The organism is Paenibacillus xerothermodurans (assembly GCF_002220865.2).
Lineage (GTDB): Bacteria > Bacillota > Bacilli > Paenibacillales > NBRC-103111 > Paenibacillus_S > Paenibacillus_S xerothermodurans.
This window is the reverse complement of record NZ_NHRJ02000017.1, coordinates 21,630-38,553: the sequence shown is the minus strand read 5'-3', so window position 1 is coordinate 38,553 and position 16,924 is coordinate 21,630. Positions and strand designations below refer to the sequence as shown.

Sequence of the window (16,924 nt, the reverse complement as noted above, 5' to 3'; positions counted from 1 at the left end):
TGTTGTCGTTCTGCTGCGCACACACCGGATTTATACTCTCTTACGTCCACCCGCTACCGATAATCACCCTACCTTAAATGGTTATTTTTGATTACGAGCATGTGGGGTTGGAGTCGAATTTTGACTCACACATTGAAATAATCTACAGCTTCCGCTCTGCAGCATGCTTGTAATAATATTATACTGGGTAATAGCTTACAGGCAGAGTAGAACGCGAACAAAAATAGATAGTAGTGCGGTAATGCAGCGGTCACTTATGCAATATTATGGTAACATGTAATCCAATATTTACTAATTTGTTTTTTGTGTGATTGCAGGGAAATATCCACCTTTTAGCGAATACTTAAATGCTGTTATCAAAAAGATGTAAAGGAACCATGAGCATGCTTCATACCAAGGTAGTACGTCATTTCTTTCTTTGGATCATGGTCTTATTTCTGGGCACGCTGTGTGCGGGAAATGCGTACGCCAAAAGCTCGGAAGTGCTGACTGCAGCGGCGGCGGACGATCCCTTCGTGGAGAAGCAATCTTATTTAGCGCAAATTCATGCGAACCAGGCTTGGGATGTCACAACCGGAAATGCCGGATTAACTATAGCAATTGTTGACACGGGAGTAGACTTGAATCATCCGGATCTTCAGCCTAATTTGGTGGATGGGGTCAATTTGATTGATCCAAACCTGCCGCCTCAGGATGACAACGGTCACGGCACCAATGTCGCTGGCGTTGTCGGTGCTGTAGGTAACAATGATAAAGGCGTGGCAGGTATACTATGGCAGACCAAGATCATGCCGATCAAGGCGCTGGAATCCGATGGCTCCGGAGGCGAGGCGAAGCTCGGCGAGGGCATTCGCTATGCAATCGACCATGGCGCGAAAATCGTCGTGCTGTCACTTGGTTTAAATAAGTACTCCACTTACATGAGTGACATAGTGCGCTATGCAGAAGAGCGTAATGTACTGCTGGTGGCGGCCACCGGTAACGAAGGTAACCGGGTCAAGTATCCGGCCGCATATCCGACGGTTTTAGCGGTCGGGGGCATGGACAGTAATTTAACTGCTGACGAACGCTCCAACAGCGGGTCCGAGATCGATCTTGTGGCTCCGTGGGACGTATTCACTACCGCCAGAGGAGGCTCATACGAGCTGAAAGATGGAACTTCAATGGCCGCCCCACAAGTGGCAGCGGTCGCCGCTTTGGCGTGGAGTCGTCATCCCGATTTGAATGTTGCCCAGCTGCGTCAACTGCTCAAGCAGACAGCGCAAGATTTGTCGACTGCCGGCTGGGACAGAACCACAGGGTATGGACTGCTGCGCGCTGACCGTGCCTTGACAGAGACTCCCCGCTCGGACATGTATGAGCCAAACAACCGTAAGGATCAAGCGAAATCAATCTCAGTCAGTAAAATGAACAGCGCTGCTTTTGCGGGAGGCTCCGATCAGGATTGGTTTTATTTAGATGCCCCGTACGATGGGGTAGTACACTTAAATTTTCACATACCATCCGGCCAGACAGTGACAGTGCAGCATACCAACGTACACGGCACATTCACCAACGTAACGGCAAAGCCGGGCCAGCCGACAGCCCTCCAAGTGAGCAAAGGCAGAAGTCACGTGCAGCTGCAGCTGTCCAACCGCAGCGTTGAATCGGAAGTACGCTACCAATTGACGACATCTTTTGACATATATCGCGATCAAATGGAGGACAACGATCGACAATATAAGGCTTCGGTCCTACCCTCGCGCAGCCAAACGATCAAGGGAACTTTCCACCAGATGAACGACGAGGATTGGTTTGAGCTCCCGGTGCAGATATCGGGCAGTCTACGTATCCGGTTAAGCTCGGATACTGCGCGAATTGATCCAGTGCTGTTTGTGCAAAAGCAGGGCGAGAGGTCCTACTCGGTTGACGACGGCGGAGATGGTGCGGCGGAGACGATGCAGCTGTCCGAGGTATTTCCCGGCAGCTACTACATCCGCGTTTCGAATGTGAAGCAATACGCGCTTCCGGTCGAAGGCGAGTACACACTTGTGATAGACTATGATGCCAAGCAGATCGATCCGAATGAGCCTAACAACCGATCGTATCAGGCCACCGCAATATCGTTGAACTCGCCTTACTCAGGTTTGTTCGACAAACAATCGGATACGGACTGGTTTCAGTTTGAAGTGCCGCAAGAGAGTGTAGTGCAGTTGAGCTTGAGCGAGATTCCTGCTAACATCGCTATGCAGATGTCCCTGTATGACAGCAGCATGCGGCCAGTAACGAACGCGTCAGGCGGCAAGCAGGTTGAACTCAACGAACGTCTGCCTGCCGGAACGCACTATGTAAAATTGACTGCTGCTCAGCCCTTTGACCGGCATCTGTACCAATTCACAGTAAGTGCAAAGCCGCTCACGGCCGGATATAGTGACGTCCAAGGCCATTGGGCAGAGAGCAGTATTATGCTAATGAGCCGCCAGCGCATCATTGATGGTTACGCCGATTATACATTTCGCCCGGATCAGACTATCACCCGTGCCGAGGCGACCGTAATTTTGAGCAGGGCATTTCAACTGAAGCAGCAAAAAAATGTCGATTACACCGATCTCCCGGCAGATCACTGGGCATTCGCTCACATAGCAAGGGCGTCACAGAGTGGGATCGTGGGCGGTTATCCTGATCAGTCGTTTGCTCCGGATCAGCCTGTCAGCAGGATGGAGATGATTACGATGTTCGCGCGAAGCATGAACAAGCCGGGACAAGTCAGGGGCGATCCGCCATTCACCGATGTGGACAACGATTATTGGGGCGTCAGCGTACTAAGACAAATGAAAGCTGAAGGTTGGATAGGCGGTTACGCGGACGGCACGTTTCGGCCGGACCGGCAAGCTTCGCGTGCGGAGTTTGTTACCATGTTAGCAAGAATGAAAATGTAGATTAATACGAAGCAGGGATGACATTGGACTATGTAGATCAAATGAACGCCTCTATGGGCATGAACGGATTGTTGAATATTGTTATCGTACTCATCTGTATCGGTGGATCGTGGTGGGCGCTTCAGGAGCTTAATTTCGGTAAACTATTGAAACGGCCAAAAAGCGTTCAGAGCACATTGCTGCAAATCCTGCTGTCGGTCTCGGTAGGCTATCAGGCCGCCCGATTTATCATTGATTACTATCACTGGTCAACCTGGATCGGAGGCATGTTTTGACGGGATTATCGGAATAACAGAGGAGAACTTTGTCAACAATGGGTAGTACCACCGTTATAAATCCCTTGTTGGTTCCGAATACTATCTTGATTGATTTGTCACAAAATGAAAATTTACATGCTGAAGGTTCAATGCTAAACTGTTACAGTGTGCAAAGAAAACAGCGCGGAGGGGGACCATGATGAGCAAGATTATCGTCCGCGGCGGCCAAAGGTTGTCAGGCAGAATCAAAATACATGGAGCAAAGAACGCAGTCCTGCCGATTATAGCAGCCTCTATATTGGGTTCAGAAGGAGAGAGTGTGATTTACGAGGCACCTCCTTTGGACGACGTCATCGTCATTAACAAAGTGCTTGAGAGTCTTGGAATCGAAATTGAGTATAAAGATGAGACAATACGCGTAAACGCGCAAAATATTAGTACTTGTGAGGCTTCCTATGATTTGGTACGAAAAATGAGAGCTTCCTTTCTCGTAATGGGACCTTTATTGACCCGGATGGGCCAGGCGAGAATTTCACTGCCCGGCGGCTGTGCTATTGGAACCCGTCCGATAGACCAGCATCTAAAAGGGTTTGAGGCGATGGGCGCTGAGATTGTGCTCGGGCAGGGCTTCATCGAAGCCCGCAGCAAAGGACGGCTTAAGGGCGCCAAGATCTATCTGGATGTTGCCAGTGTTGGCGCAACGGAGAATATTATGATGGCAGCCTCGCTGGCTAAAGGCACGACTACCATCGAGAATGCAGCGAAAGAACCGGAAATTGTCGATTTGGCCAACTATTTGAATGCCATGGGCGCCAAAATTCGTGGGGCCGGCACCGGATTGATTCGAATCGATGGTGTGGAGCGGTTGAACGGTGCCGCACATACGGTGATTCCTGACAGGATCGAAGCGGGTACATATATGATCGCCGCTGCCATCACAGGCAGTGACTTGTATATTGAAGGAGCGATCGGCGACCATTTGCGTCCGGTCATATCAAAAATGCAGGAAATGGGCGTACAAATCGAGGAAGATGAGAACGGATTGCGGGTATTCACCCACGGACCGCTTCGCTCTGTTGATGTGAAGACTTTGCCTTATCCGGGTTTTCCTACCGATATGCAGTCCCAAATGATGGCACTGCTTTTAACGGCCGACGGCACTAGCATCGTCACCGAGACCGTGTTCGAAAACCGTTTTATGCATGTGGAACAATTGGTGAATATGAACGCACAAATCAAGGTGGATGGCCGTACTGCTGTGATCAACGGCGGCGGTAAGCTCCGGGGTGCAAAGGTTTGCGCGACCGATCTGCGCGCTGGCGCGGCCCTCATCTTGGCTGCTCTTGCTGCAGAAGGCGAAACCGAGATCACGGGCATCCATCATATTGACCGCGGTTACGTGGATATCGCCAGTAAGCTCAAGCAGGTTGGCGCAGACATCGAACGTCTCGTAGTTGACACGTTGGAAGAAGAAGTGAAGAAGGACAGCATTTCGATCTTTACCATTAGCCCGAGCCCTAGTATGGCTTAAACAGGCATCTTTATCATGCAACCGAAAGAGGAGATTCTCTGTAACTTTTGAGAGTCTCCTCTTTTCTATGTCCGGGTTCTATTCTATCTTTCTCATTCATATCATGGTTTTACCTGTAACGAGCAGGCAACTTTCCTGTCACGATAGAATGATGGAGGAACACAATTTGGACAAACAGAAAGTACTTCAATGGGTGGCAGCGTGCCTGTCCGGGTTTATAGCGGTGATAGTGGCCGTTCCATCGATTCTTGAAAAGGATACGCCCGCGCCCTCCCCCACGCCTGCTGCTTTCGATGACGATGCGCCGGTGATAATTGAACGAAAGCAGGCGGAGACTACACCGTCATTGGAAGTCGCTCTTTACTTGACGAAACAAAAAAAGGTCGTCCGACTAGAACTCAACCAATACGTGAGAGGTGTAATCGCGGCGGAGATGCCGATAGAGTTCGAATTGGAAGCTATGAAGGCGCAAGCGATGGCTGCTCGAACCTATATTATTAGAAGATACGTGCAGCAGGATTTTAGCAACGTGCCGGTCGCCGGTGCCTGGGTCACTGACACGATTGCTCATCAAGCATATGTCAGCGATGATGAACTTAAGCAGCGTTGGGGAGCGGATGCGTATACGGCTAACTCGGACAAACTCGACCGTGCTGTGAATGAGACTGAAGATTTCATACTAACCTATGCGGATGAACCGATTCAGGCGAACTTTTTTTCAACCAGCAACGGCTACACGGAGAATTCGGAAGATTATTGGAATGCGTACATCCCTTATTTGCGGAGTGTACCTTCACCTTGGGATATTCATTTATCACCACGTTACGCAGAAACGGTCAGCATTTCCGCCAAAGAGCTGCAGAGGAGATTGGGAACCAACCGGATGATTCCTGTTTCGGCGGGCAAAAGCAGCGGTTTACGAGTGTTGGAGACCAGCCAAGGGCGGCGTATCAAAAAAATGACAGTTGGCGGCAAAGTGTTCAGTGGACGGGAAATTCGGGAAAGGCTCGGGTTAAACTCATCGCATTTTCAATGGAACTGGAAGGGAACAGATCTCATCATCACCACGTTTGGTTACGGTCATGGGGTTGGGATGAGCCAGTGGGGCGCCAATGGCATGGCCCGGGAAGGCAAGACCGCGGAGGAAATCGTCAAACATTATTACACCGGTATAGCAATACAAAGCGCAGCCAGTCTAATAGGCTCGTAACCGAGCTCTGCGATCTTTCGAATTGGCCTACGCCGCGTCTGTTTGGATGTTATATGAATATTTGAAAAAATGTCTGTAAAAGTAGAGCACCTCGCGTATAAAACTCGTATCCGTGGCAACAATGGTTAGCGAGGTGATAAATCTATGAGTGAACAAAAAAAAGATTTACAGAACAAGGAAGAAGCTCCTAAATCCAACGAGGGAGCACAGAGCAGCACAACGTTTACATGGAAAAGGTTTTTGGCAAAAAAGTGGGTATTTCCTGCAACGTACATGGCGGCCGCGGCAATTATCTTAACGTTAATGTGGGTCTACCAGGATGCCGGCAAATCGGTTTTCACCGGTGAGCTTGGACTTGGTGACAAGGACCAAACCACAGTAACTGAGAGTGTAAGCAAGCCTGAGGCGGTCGAAGCGAACACCGCTGCTGAAGCAATGCAATTGCCATTCGCGGAAAAGGGAGAACTCGAGGTAGTACTGCCGTTCTTCGACAGCAAAGCTTCCAATGAAGTACGACAAGCTGCAATGGTTGAGTATGGCGACACCTTTACGCCTCACATGGGTATGGATTTTGCAAAGCCTGACGATCAAACGTTTGACGTGCTGGCGGCAATGAGCGGCAAAGTAACGGCTGTTGAAAAAAATCCTGTGGTTGGTAACTTGGTTGAGATCACGCATAGCAACGGACTGGTGACTGTCTACCAGAGTCTCGCGGAAGTGAAAGTCACTAAGGACGCCGAAGTCAAACAAGGAGATCCGATCGCCAAAGCCGGTCGTAACGAGCTGGAAAAAGAGCAAGGTGTGCATCTGCACTTCGAAGTGAGACAAGGCGAGGGCGGACAATCGGTTAATCCGGAGCAGTTCTTTGCCGAGACTGAATAAGCATCTACATAATATATCAGGAGCGCTGGAGCGCTCCTTTTTTTCGTATGGGAAGAGTTATACAGCCGGAAGAAGTTCATCGATGGTTTGTCTGGTGAGACCATTTTTTTATGCGAACTTCCCTGGCATTTTATCCGCGGATTTGTCGCTTGTCCTGAAAATAATTGTAAGCGGTTGGGCTTGTCAGGCTTGGAAACAAAGAATATAAGTAAACGCCCCTCATATAATGTACCAAACTAACTCGAGTAGGGAGGCGAGGGGATTGCACGATTACATCAAAGAGCGAACCATCAAAATCGGCCGATGCCTGGTGGAAACAAAGCACACGGTTCGCACAATCGCAAAAGAATTCGGCGTTTCCAAGAGCACGGTGCATAAGGATCTGACCGAACGATTACCCGAGATCAATCCGGACTTGGCTAATCAAGTGAAACATATTTTGGAGTATCATAAGTCGATTCGTCACCTGCGCGGAGGGGAAGCGACCAAGATCAAATATCGGAAAACCCGCAGTCCCAAAACGCAAGATAAGCTCGTGACCGTCAAGTAATAGGCTGAAACAGCCTCGTGTCAAGCTCCCTCACCGTATCGAATGACGCAGGAAGCGCTATTTGTCGAAAAAAAAGATAGGTATAAAGAGGAATTTGCAAATATATAGCGAATTTACCTTATAAATGATTGAAATTAGGTACCGCTTCTTAATTGAGAATGGACGGTTGTTGTTGGGAGGAAATTTTCAATGTTGAGTAAGGATATTGGCATCGATTTGGGCACGGCGAATGTGCTGATCCATGTCAGGGGGCGTGGGGTTGTGCTGGATGAGCCCTCCGTAGTCGCGATTGAAAGCGATACGAAAAAGGTGCTCGCTGTTGGCGTGGAAGCCTTCCGTATGGTCGGCCGTACACCGGGCAACATCATAGCGATCCGCCCGCTCAAGGATGGTGTAATCGCCGACTTTGACATTACTGAAATGATGTTGAAGTATTTCATTAACAAGGTAGGAGGCAAGCAGTGGTACAGTCATCCAAGAATCCTCATTTGCGCTCCTACTAATATAACCTCCGTTGAACAAAAAGCGATACGTGAAGCAGCCGAACGAAGCGGGGCTCGCGAGGTATTTTTGGTGGAGGAGCCCAAGGCTGCAGCTATCGGTGCGGGGATGGATATATTCCAGCCAAGCGGTAATATGGTTGTAGATATCGGTGGAGGCACGACGGATGTGGCCGTTTTATCTATGGGCGACATCGTCACCTCCTCTTCTATTAAAATCGCGGGGGACAAGTTCGATTCATCCATAATGAAGTACATCAAAGATAAATATAAATTGTTGATCGGCGAACGGACATCGGAAGATATTAAAATGAAGATTGGCACAGTATACCCGGACGGACGGAGCGAAACGATGGATATCCGCGGCCGAGACATGGTCAGCGGACTGCCTCTGACGATATCCATAAATTCTAAAGAGATACAAGAGGCACTAAGTGATCCGGTAGCGTCCATCGTTGCATCAGCCAAGAGCGTCCTCGAACACACGCCACCAGAGCTATCCGCCGACATCATTGATCGGGGAGTCATCTTGACAGGCGGTGGAGCTCTGCTGCACGGAATAGACCAGTTGTTGGCGGACGAGCTGAAAGTGCCGGTATTGATCGCGGACGATCCCATGCATTCTGTGGTCAACGGTACCGGAATTATGTTGGACAACCTGGAAAAGTTACCAAAGCGGAAAATTTAAGTAGTCGTTTACCAAACAACAACATCGGCCCTGGGAGGGTTTTCTAGTTTATGTTAAGAGGTCTATATACTGCAGCGTCGGGCATGATTTCACAGCAGCGCAAACACGACATCGTGACGAATAACATGGCCAATGTCAATACACCGGGATTTAAAGCGGGTAATGCCATCAGTCGGTCCTTTCCGGAAATGCTAATTGCCCGTATCGGTAACGGCAGGGGTGAGTCGGTCAGCGTGCCGGTCGGCCGCCTGAACACAGGAGTCATGGCCGAGGAGAATGTCGCAGTTCGCAAGCAGGGAGATCTGCAGCAAACGAACAATCCATTTGATTTTGCTCTTATTTCTAACCTGCAAGTTCCCGGTGTGCTATTCGATGAATCCGGTAAGTCCGTTGGGCCAGATGGTGAAACGATAGTTCAACCGCAGGCATTCTTCACAGTTGCTAATGGCGAAGGTGGGCAAAGCTATACTCTAAACGGTAAATTTTCCGCCACTGAAGGAGGACAGCTGATCACCGGAGATGGTTACCCTGTGTTGGGCGGCGATGGACAACCCATCATATTGCGTGCAAGTGGCACCGGAGAGCCTATCACTGATTTCCGTATCAACAGCCGGGGCGCACTGTTGAATTTGGACGGTACACCTATAACGGACGCCAACAATCAGCCAGTTAGCTTATTGATCACTCGAATTGAGGATCCGGATCGCCTGGTTCGTGAGGGTAATGGCGTGTATCGGCTTAATCCCGGCGAGGAGGGTCTGGCGGCTGAAATCAATGCTGAGGACATTGTCGAAGTTCGACAAGGATTTGTAGAGCGCTCGAATGTGGATGCAGCTCAATCTATGGTTGATATGATGACTGCACTCAAGGCTTACGAGGCCAACCAAAAAGTCGTACAATTTTACGACCGCAGTATGGAAAAAGCAGTGAACGATGTGGGTCGTATATAACAACATGATGCTAATTGTACAAGCCCGTTTTGCTCGGCAAAGCGTGTGGGAGGAACAACATGAATAATTCTTTAATTACTGCTTCTGTATCAATGCACGCTCTTCAGCGCAAGCTGGATATGTTGTCAAATAATATTGCGAATATCAATACTGCCGGTTATAAGAGAATGGACGCTTCGTTCCAGGATGTGTTGACCAGCGTGAAGCAGCAGCCGATGAGCTTTCAGCAGCAAGGGCGTCTATCGCCACTGGGGTATAATCACGGCTGGGGCTCAAGACTGGTGCAGGCCCAAATGGATATGGCGCAGGGCTCCCTCGCAGCTTCCGACAATCCACTGGATGTCGCCATAGAGGGCAACGGGCTGTTTGAAATTGCGAGCGCAGATGGCAGTGCCCCAGTGTACACCCGAGACGGCTCGTTCGACCTGCGCCCGGACACGGATCCGACGAACATGGTATTGACCACCAAAGATGGCGGCACGGTGATCGGCGTTAACGACGACCCCATTCGAATACCGGTGGACCATCGCATTCAGATTCAGTCCGACGGTACCATTTTGGCGTTTAACGACGCCGATAAGACAGCCGCCCCGGTACAGGCTGGACAGTTAAAGCTGATGCGTGTACTACGGCCGCAGCTGTTGCAGCCGCTGGGCAATAACCAATACACCCTGGCGGGGGGCATTGCAAACCCGGACGTGCTGCAGCCAGCGGCTAACAATGCGGAGACTCCTATCACGGTAAAACAAGGCTTCGTAGAACAATCTAACGTCAACCTGGCCGATGAAATGACGGATCTACTGCAAGTGCAGCGCGCCTTTCAGTTGAATGCGCGAGCCGTGACTTCGTCGGAGACGATGATGGGAATCGCGAACAACTTACGTAATAGCTAGCGCGAACCCTTAAAGCGAGGTACTGAAAAGCATGACCGAAACAGAAGCTGGCAAGTCGAGGCCGCCCAAGAAACGCAGACGAAGAATATGGGTTCTTTTGGCGAGGATCGGGCTGCCGGTCTTATGCGTCGCGGCCGTGGTAGCCGGATTAGTTACAGGGTACGTGTATTTAGGCAGACGGCCTATGCATGAGGTCTTTCAAATTGAGACCTGGCGCCACATCTATGACCTGATTTTTGCTGAAAACTAACAACTGTTACACCAGGCGGCTCCCCTGCGAGGGAGTTTTATTTTTGTATTAACAACGTTATAATGATAGTGGTGGCACGAGTGCCCAAAATACGTGGGGAGGACCGAAAGGTTATGTGGAATTTGCCGAATTTATTAACCGTCTGCCGGTTTTTGCTCATTCCCGTATACCTGTTGGTCTTTAGTGCGGGCCATGTCAAGGCGGCCTTCTTGGTTTTATTGTTAGCGGGTATCACCGACGTGTTGGACGGTTATATCGCCCGGACACGTAATTTGGTGACGCAGTTTGGCTCAATGTTAGATCCGTTGGCGGACAAGACGATGATGATCGCCGTCATCCTCTCTCTTGTGTTCTCGGAGATGATCTCCTGGCAAGCGGCGATTGCCATGTTTCTCCGTGATGCTGGAATGATTATTGGTTCAGCGATTTTCCATTTCCGCGGCAAGCAAACGGTTCCCGCCAATGTGATGGGCAAGCTGACCACGGTGTTGTACTATTTCGCCATTCTATTGATTATTTTCGAATTTCCGTATGCGCATGTGTGCCTTTGGATTGTGATTGCGATCTCATTTTTGACTTCGATTATCTACATTTATCAGTTTGCCGGGCTTAACAGAAATGACGAAGTAAATTCGCAGCGGTAGTGCCGCTGTGGATGTGCTCCGTGCTAATCCGTTTGGGACCGCAAAAAGGAGCTTACCGCCGGTTCCGCTTTGGGCACTTGGCGATAAGCTCCCTTATATGAACCCTCATTACTGCAGATCATGAAGGGACATTCCTAGTGTAAGTTGAATTTACTAATTTTATACTAAATCGAGGGAGGAGCATTCTTAGGTGTTGGATGCTATGCAAATTCAAGAGATAATACCCCACCGGTACCCTTTTTTGCTGGTGGACCGCATATTAGAAGTGGAGCCTGGTGTACGTGCGGTAGGTGTGAAAAATGTAACGATAAATGAACCTTTTTTCGCCGGTCATTTTCCGGGATATCCTGTGATGCCCGGTGTGCTCATTGTAGAAGCACTGGCTCAGGTGGGAACGGTTGCGATGTTGATGGTTGAAGAAAATAGGGGCAAGCTGGGCTTCTTCGCGGGTATTAATGATTTCCGGTTTCGGGGCCAGGTCGTGCCCGGCGATACGCTGGTATTGGAGCTCGCGATTACCCGTTTCAAGGGCAGCATCGGCAAAGGTCAGGCAGTCGCCAAGGTCGGCGATAAAATTGTTGCGGAAGGCGAGTTAATGTTTGCTCTGACGGATGCAAAGAAGGCTCAAGAATAGCTTGGACAAATGTACCAGCTGGCTCTGAGTTGTACCTCTCTTTAAAATTGGGTAACAACCTGTATGATTTTTAATATTTATGCAGATGAGAAAGGGATGGACCATATGAGTACGGAAATCCGCGCGCAAGAGCAATATCAGCTGTGGCTGAATGACTCGGCTATTGATGCTAATACAAAGAATGAGTTAAAACAGATTGCAGACCAGCCAAAAGAAATCGAAGACCGGTTCTACCGCGATCTCGAGTTCGGCACAGGCGGACTGCGCGGCGTAATTGGCGCCGGGACAAATCGCATCAATCTCTACACGGTTGCACGAGCAACCCAGGGACTCGCACAATATGTTAACAACACCGCAAAATCCGATCCATCTGTCGTTATCGCTTACGATTCCCGCCATCAATCCCCAGAGTTCGCTCTCGAAGCTGCTAAAGTACTGGCAGGCAACGGCATTAGAGCCTACGTGTTTGAATCGCTGCGCCCGACGCCTGAGCTATCCTTTTCCGTGAGAGCGTTGAAGGCGGACGCGGGTATCGTGATAACAGCCAGCCATAATCCTCCGGAGTATAACGGTTACAAAGTGTATGGCTCGGACGGGGGACAATTGGTGCCGCATCAGGCTAAACAGGTTATTGCAGAAATAGGGAAGGTCCAGTCGTTCGCAGATGTAAAGCGGGAGAAGAGAGCGGACGCTGAAGCGAAAGGTCTGCTGCTTTGGATCGGTGACGCGCTGGATGTGCAGTACATGCGGGCGGTCACCGCGGTCAGTCTGCATTCTGATGTGGTAAGGGAAATGAGCGGTGATTTCCGCGTAGTTTACACTCCTCTGCATGGGGCAGGCAATCTGTCGGTGCGTGCAGCGCTGAAAAACATTGGTGTGAGCCAGGTCCATGTGGTAGACGAGCAAGAGCTGCCGGACGCCAACTTTTCCACTGTGAAATCGCCGAACCCCGAAGAAAAAGAGGCTTTTGCGCTCGCAATGCTGCTGGCCAAAGAAGTTGATGCCGACATTATCATTGGCACCGACCCTGACTGCGACCGCATGGGTGCCGTGGTGAAGGATGACAATGGAGAATATTTCGTATTGACCGGTAACCAGTCCGGTGCTATCATGATTGACTATTTGCTAGGTAGTTTAAAACAGCGTGGTGCTCTGCCGGAGCGGGGTGTAGTCATCAAGACTATCGTTACCAGCGAGATGGGGGCCGCAGTAGCTGCGCATTACGGGGTAGATACATTGAACACACTCACCGGGTTCAAGTACATCGGCGAGAAGATGACTCAATTTGAAACTACCAAGGAAGCACAGTTCCTGTTCGGTTATGAAGAGAGTTACGGCTACCTGGCGGGTGACTACGCACGCGATAAAGACGCGGTGATCGCATCCATGTTGATTTGTGAAGCCGCCGCCTACTATAAGAGCCAGGGGAAAAACCTCTACCAAGTGCTGCAAGAACTGTATGACCGTCACGGCCATTTCTTGGAGCAGCTTGAATCCCGGACAATGAAGGGCAAGGATGGGGTAGAGAAAATCAAAGCCATCATGGAACAATGGCGCAGCCATCCGCCGGTGTCGATTAATGGACATAAGGTGACCAAAGTGGAGGATTTTGCCCAAGGCCTCTATGGGTTGCCCACAGAAAACGTACTAAAATATACACTGGCGGACGACTCATGGTTCTGCTTGCGTCCCTCTGGCACGGAACCGAAAATTAAAGTATATTTTGCGGTGCGTGGTGATTCAGCGGATGCCGCCTCGGCCGCCCTGCGTTCGCTCGTAGATGAAGTGATGAGCCGGGTCGACCAATAAAAACGTAGGAGTGAACGTGTTGAGCGGGCTTTACTTACGATTAAATAAAAAATTACTTAAATGGCTGTGGGTGTTGGTCATCCTTGGAGTGCTGGCTTCACTGCCTTTAGCCTTTGTCAGAAATGAAACGGAACAAGACACTGCGCAAAAAGTCGAATTCGTTCTAGATTATCGAGATTTGCTAGAAATTTCGGACACTCAGACCGATCCTCGCTCTTTTGTCACGCACCAACTGACGGAAGCGAAAAAATCGGGGATTTATTCCATGGCCGTTTATGAATCAACATTGAATGAATTTAGGCTGAGCCGGCGCATTGAGGTATTCTCTTCACATGAGGCGACCGCATTGACGCAAACCCCGGTTTTACCTAATGAAAACTTCACCTACATCCTGTTCGCAGACAAAGAAGCACAGACGAAGCTGCAGCCGCTAATTGAGCAGACCTTCAAAAGCCTGAACGTAAAGATGCGACCTTGGAGCTTCAAAAACCAGGCGGGAATGATCATTGAGATGGGCATGGAGGAAGCCAACCTGAAAACGATGGATCCTGATCCCATCGCCCTTGATACTTTGAAGGAAAAAGGCTTCAAGATCGTCGTCCGCATGTCCAACCGCAGACCGTTCGATGCCGCTCAGATGAACGCATTGCTTGCCCGGTTGAAGCAGCAGTATGGTGTGAAACGGTTTGTCATCGATGGCGAAACGGTGCCGGGATTCATCAATGAAAACAACCATGAGCACCTTGACGCAATGGCCGAGCTGATGAAGAAGTACAACATCGGGCTTGCCGTCATTGAACCATTATTTCAGAAAGTTCCACAAAAAGGCTTCAGCCGGCTGGCGAAAAACATTAACTACGATGTGGTGAGGCTGCATCCATTAACAGAAAAGGATGGAGAAAAGCTAACCGAAAACATCACAGAGCCAGAGCTGAGACAACGAGAGATAGACGTGGCGGATCGCTTAGTGCTCGCTGTGAAGGATCGTAACATTCGTATGGTATTCTTGAATGCCAAAGCCGTGAGGAGCGTGGACAAAGGCACCATAATCAACCCGCTCGATTCAATTTACGCCAGCTTGCAAGGCGAGAACGGCGCGATTCCTCGCATTCAGGCGGCCGGCTACTCAACAGGCGTCGCGGAGAAGTTCCAACCTGCTTATCCCGGATGGCAGAAGATCGCCAAAGCCGTCGCCTGGGTTGGTGCTGTAGCTCTCATTACATTAATGATCTCTTATTTTATTCCGCAGATAGCATTGTTTGTGTTTGTCATCGGATTAATCGGTTCGGCCGGCTTGTATGTATTGTCGCCCAGCTTGTTCGCTCAAGCTCTCGCATTGGGTGCCGGGACCAGTGCACCGACGCTTGCAATCATGATGGCGATCCGGGAGGCCCGGGCAAAACATCAAGCCAAACTCGGCTCCCGGATAGCCTACGCGATTGTCTTACTATTACGCACTTCGTTGGTATCACTGATCGGAGCATGCTTTATCATAGGCTTGCTGAACCAGGTAACTTATGCGCTAGTGTTGGAGCAGTTCAGGGGCGTCAGCGTGTTACATCTGATGCCAATCGTGCTGGTATGTATCTATTGGCTGCTGTTTAGTGAGGAATCAACATACAAAGAAAAGCTGCGAAAAGCAAGAGCTCTCCTGTCCTCTAACATAAGCGTACTCTGGGTGGTCGGCGCGGCGCTGCTGTTTGCAGTGGGCTTCTATTACCTGTCGAGAACCGGTAACGAGGGCCAGACTACCGCCTTGGAACGGGTGTTCCGTTCGTTTTTGGAGAATACTTTAGGCGTACGTCCCCGGACCAAGGAGTTTCTGATTTCACATCCGTTATTTTTGCTAGGGGCTTACTTGTGTGTGAAGCATCGGAAGGCAGCACTGCTTATGCTGACCGGTGTAATCGGACAAGCTTCGATCGTCGATACGTTCGCGCATCTGCATACCCCGCTTGAAATTTCGTTAATCCGTGTAGCTTACGGACTCTCGTTCGGCATATTAATAGGTATTGTCTTTATTATCGCGTGGGAGATTTTATCAAGGAGTTGGCGCCGTTGGACACCGCTATTGCAACAAGAATAGTATTATCCGGCTACTACGGGTTTGACAACAGCGGTGACGAGGCTGTACTGCAATCTATACTGCTGGCCTTAGAAGAGCAGGGCAAGGCCCAAGGGGTACGTTTTGTGCCGGTGGTTCTTTCCATCGATCCTGAGAAAACAAGCAGAACATACGGCGTGGAAAGTGTACATCGCATGAAACTGGGTGCGTTATTCCGAGCCATTCGTAGTGCTGACGGTTTGATCAGCGGAGGCGGAAGTCTGCTGCAGGACGAAACAAGCAGTAAAACGATCCCGTACTACTTGACGGTTCTCAAAATCGCACAGTGGCTGGGAAAGCCGACATTCGTTTATTCGCAGGGGATCGGTCCGGTCCATCGGCCGCGGTTCTATCGCTGGATTCGTACGGTGTTTAATCGCTGCAGATTCCTCTCGGTTCGCGATGAGGAATCGAAGCAGCTGCTTAGACGAATGAATGTTGCCGCGGAGATCGCGGTGGTGCCGGATCCAGTGATGGGCATGCCCATGGCAGCGGCACATCAGGTGGCGGAGCCTCTGATATCCGCGGCGCCTGTGGTAGGCGTCTCAGTGCGGTATTGGAATGAGGATCGCTCGGAACTCCAAGGTTTGGCGGAGTCGCTGCGGACTATGCTAGACCAAAGCGATGCGCACCTCCGGTTTCTGCCGTTTCATCTGCCTTCCGATGCCTCAGCGTCGCAATATGTGATAAGCTTGGTAGGTGACCGCTATGCGAATAGAATTACTGTTGCAGCTGATGTGACCCACCCGCAGCATATGCTGGCTGAGGTTGGCCGATGTGATATGCTCATTGGCATGAGACTGCACTCACTCATTTACGCTGCTTCCCAGCGTGTGCCAATGGTCGGCATATCATATGATCCCAAAATCGATCAGTTTTTGAGCAGGCTCAACATGTCGGCGGCAGCCGATACCAGGACGGTTGACGCGAATGCGCTGGCGTCGCACGCTCTGAACTTACTCGCGCACCGCCGCTCTTGGCAGGAAGAGAAAGCACATTTAATCGAGGCGCTAAAAAGTGAAGCGCACATACCTGCACAGCAAATCGCATCTTTTTTTGCCGAAGGACGTGATGTCAGGTGAATATACCTAAAGTTTCAATATT

At 50.1% G+C, this 16,924-nt stretch carries 15 protein-coding genes; all 15 read left to right on the top strand.

The genetic code is table 11. The features are described 5' to 3' along the window. Window positions 1-383: 383 nt before the first annotated feature. The 15 genes from CBW46_RS18640 (at window position 384) to csaB (ending at window position 16,902) form a co-directional block, all read left to right on the top strand. The gene (locus CBW46_RS18640; protein ID WP_243633394.1) at window positions 384-2,918 is read left to right on the top strand and encodes a S8 family serine peptidase; all 2,535 of its coding nucleotides are present in this window, start codon (window positions 384-386) and stop codon (window positions 2,916-2,918) included. Between the two features lie 23 nt (window positions 2,919-2,941). Further along, complete coding sequence (locus CBW46_RS18635; protein ID WP_089201480.1) at window positions 2,942-3,193, top strand: DUF1146 domain-containing protein; 252 nt, start codon at window positions 2,942-2,944, stop codon at window positions 3,191-3,193. A 181-nt stretch (window positions 3,194-3,374) separates the two neighbouring features. Then, window positions 3,375-4,706 (top strand): UDP-N-acetylglucosamine 1-carboxyvinyltransferase, encoded by a 1,332-nt coding sequence (murA, locus tag CBW46_RS18630; protein ID WP_089201479.1) that lies wholly within the window; start codon window positions 3,375-3,377, stop codon window positions 4,704-4,706. A 166-nt stretch (window positions 4,707-4,872) separates the two neighbouring features. Next, entirely contained in the window at window positions 4,873-5,916 is a 1,044-nt protein-coding gene (gene spoIID, locus CBW46_RS18625) for a stage II sporulation protein D (protein WP_243633393.1), read from the top strand. A gap of 144 nt (window positions 5,917-6,060) precedes the next feature. Beyond that, complete coding sequence (locus CBW46_RS18620) at window positions 6,061-6,798, top strand: M23 family metallopeptidase (protein ID WP_089201478.1); 738 nt, start codon at window positions 6,061-6,063, stop codon at window positions 6,796-6,798. 262 nt (window positions 6,799-7,060) lie between these two features. Then, on the top strand, window positions 7,061-7,348 hold the full coding sequence (spoIIID, locus tag CBW46_RS18615; protein WP_089201477.1) for a sporulation transcriptional regulator SpoIIID: 288 nt from the start codon (window positions 7,061-7,063) through the stop codon (window positions 7,346-7,348). Between the two features lie 189 nt (window positions 7,349-7,537). Continuing rightward, entirely contained in the window at window positions 7,538-8,536 is a 999-nt protein-coding gene (mreB, locus tag CBW46_RS18610) for a rod shape-determining protein (protein ID WP_089201476.1), read from the top strand. 50 nt (window positions 8,537-8,586) lie between these two features. Next, window positions 8,587-9,486 (top strand): flagellar hook-basal body protein, encoded by a 900-nt coding sequence (locus tag CBW46_RS18605; RefSeq protein WP_089201475.1) that lies wholly within the window; start codon window positions 8,587-8,589, stop codon window positions 9,484-9,486. 59 nt (window positions 9,487-9,545) lie between these two features. Then, window positions 9,546-10,379 carry a flagellar hook-basal body protein gene (locus CBW46_RS18600; RefSeq protein ID WP_089201474.1) on the top strand — a complete coding sequence of 278 codons (834 nt, stop codon included), beginning with the start codon at window positions 9,546-9,548 and terminating at the stop codon, window positions 10,377-10,379. Between the two features lie 31 nt (window positions 10,380-10,410). After that, entirely contained in the window at window positions 10,411-10,629 is a 219-nt protein-coding gene (locus CBW46_RS18595) for a DNA-directed RNA polymerase subunit beta (RefSeq protein WP_089201473.1), read from the top strand. Window positions 10,630-10,742: 113 nt separating this feature from the next. Continuing rightward, window positions 10,743-11,273, top strand: coding sequence for a CDP-alcohol phosphatidyltransferase family protein (locus CBW46_RS18590; protein ID WP_089201472.1), 531 nt, complete (start codon window positions 10,743-10,745; stop codon window positions 11,271-11,273). A 190-nt stretch (window positions 11,274-11,463) separates the two neighbouring features. Then, window positions 11,464-11,907: a 3-hydroxyacyl-ACP dehydratase FabZ gene (fabZ, locus tag CBW46_RS18585; protein ID WP_089201471.1), complete on the top strand. Its 444-nt coding sequence runs from the start codon at window positions 11,464-11,466 to the stop codon at window positions 11,905-11,907. A gap of 105 nt (window positions 11,908-12,012) precedes the next feature. Beyond that, entirely contained in the window at window positions 12,013-13,716 is a 1,704-nt protein-coding gene (locus CBW46_RS18580) for a phospho-sugar mutase (protein WP_089201526.1), read from the top strand. 19 nt (window positions 13,717-13,735) lie between these two features. Beyond that, on the top strand, window positions 13,736-15,802 hold the full coding sequence (locus CBW46_RS18575) for a DUF5693 family protein (protein WP_089201470.1): 2,067 nt from the start codon (window positions 13,736-13,738) through the stop codon (window positions 15,800-15,802). Beyond that, on the top strand, window positions 15,775-16,902 hold the full coding sequence (csaB, locus tag CBW46_RS18570) for a polysaccharide pyruvyl transferase CsaB (RefSeq protein ID WP_207802330.1): 1,128 nt from the start codon (window positions 15,775-15,777) through the stop codon (window positions 16,900-16,902). Before CBW46_RS18575 ends, csaB begins: the two co-directional genes overlap by 28 nt. Window positions 16,903-16,924: the final 22 nt, after the last annotated feature.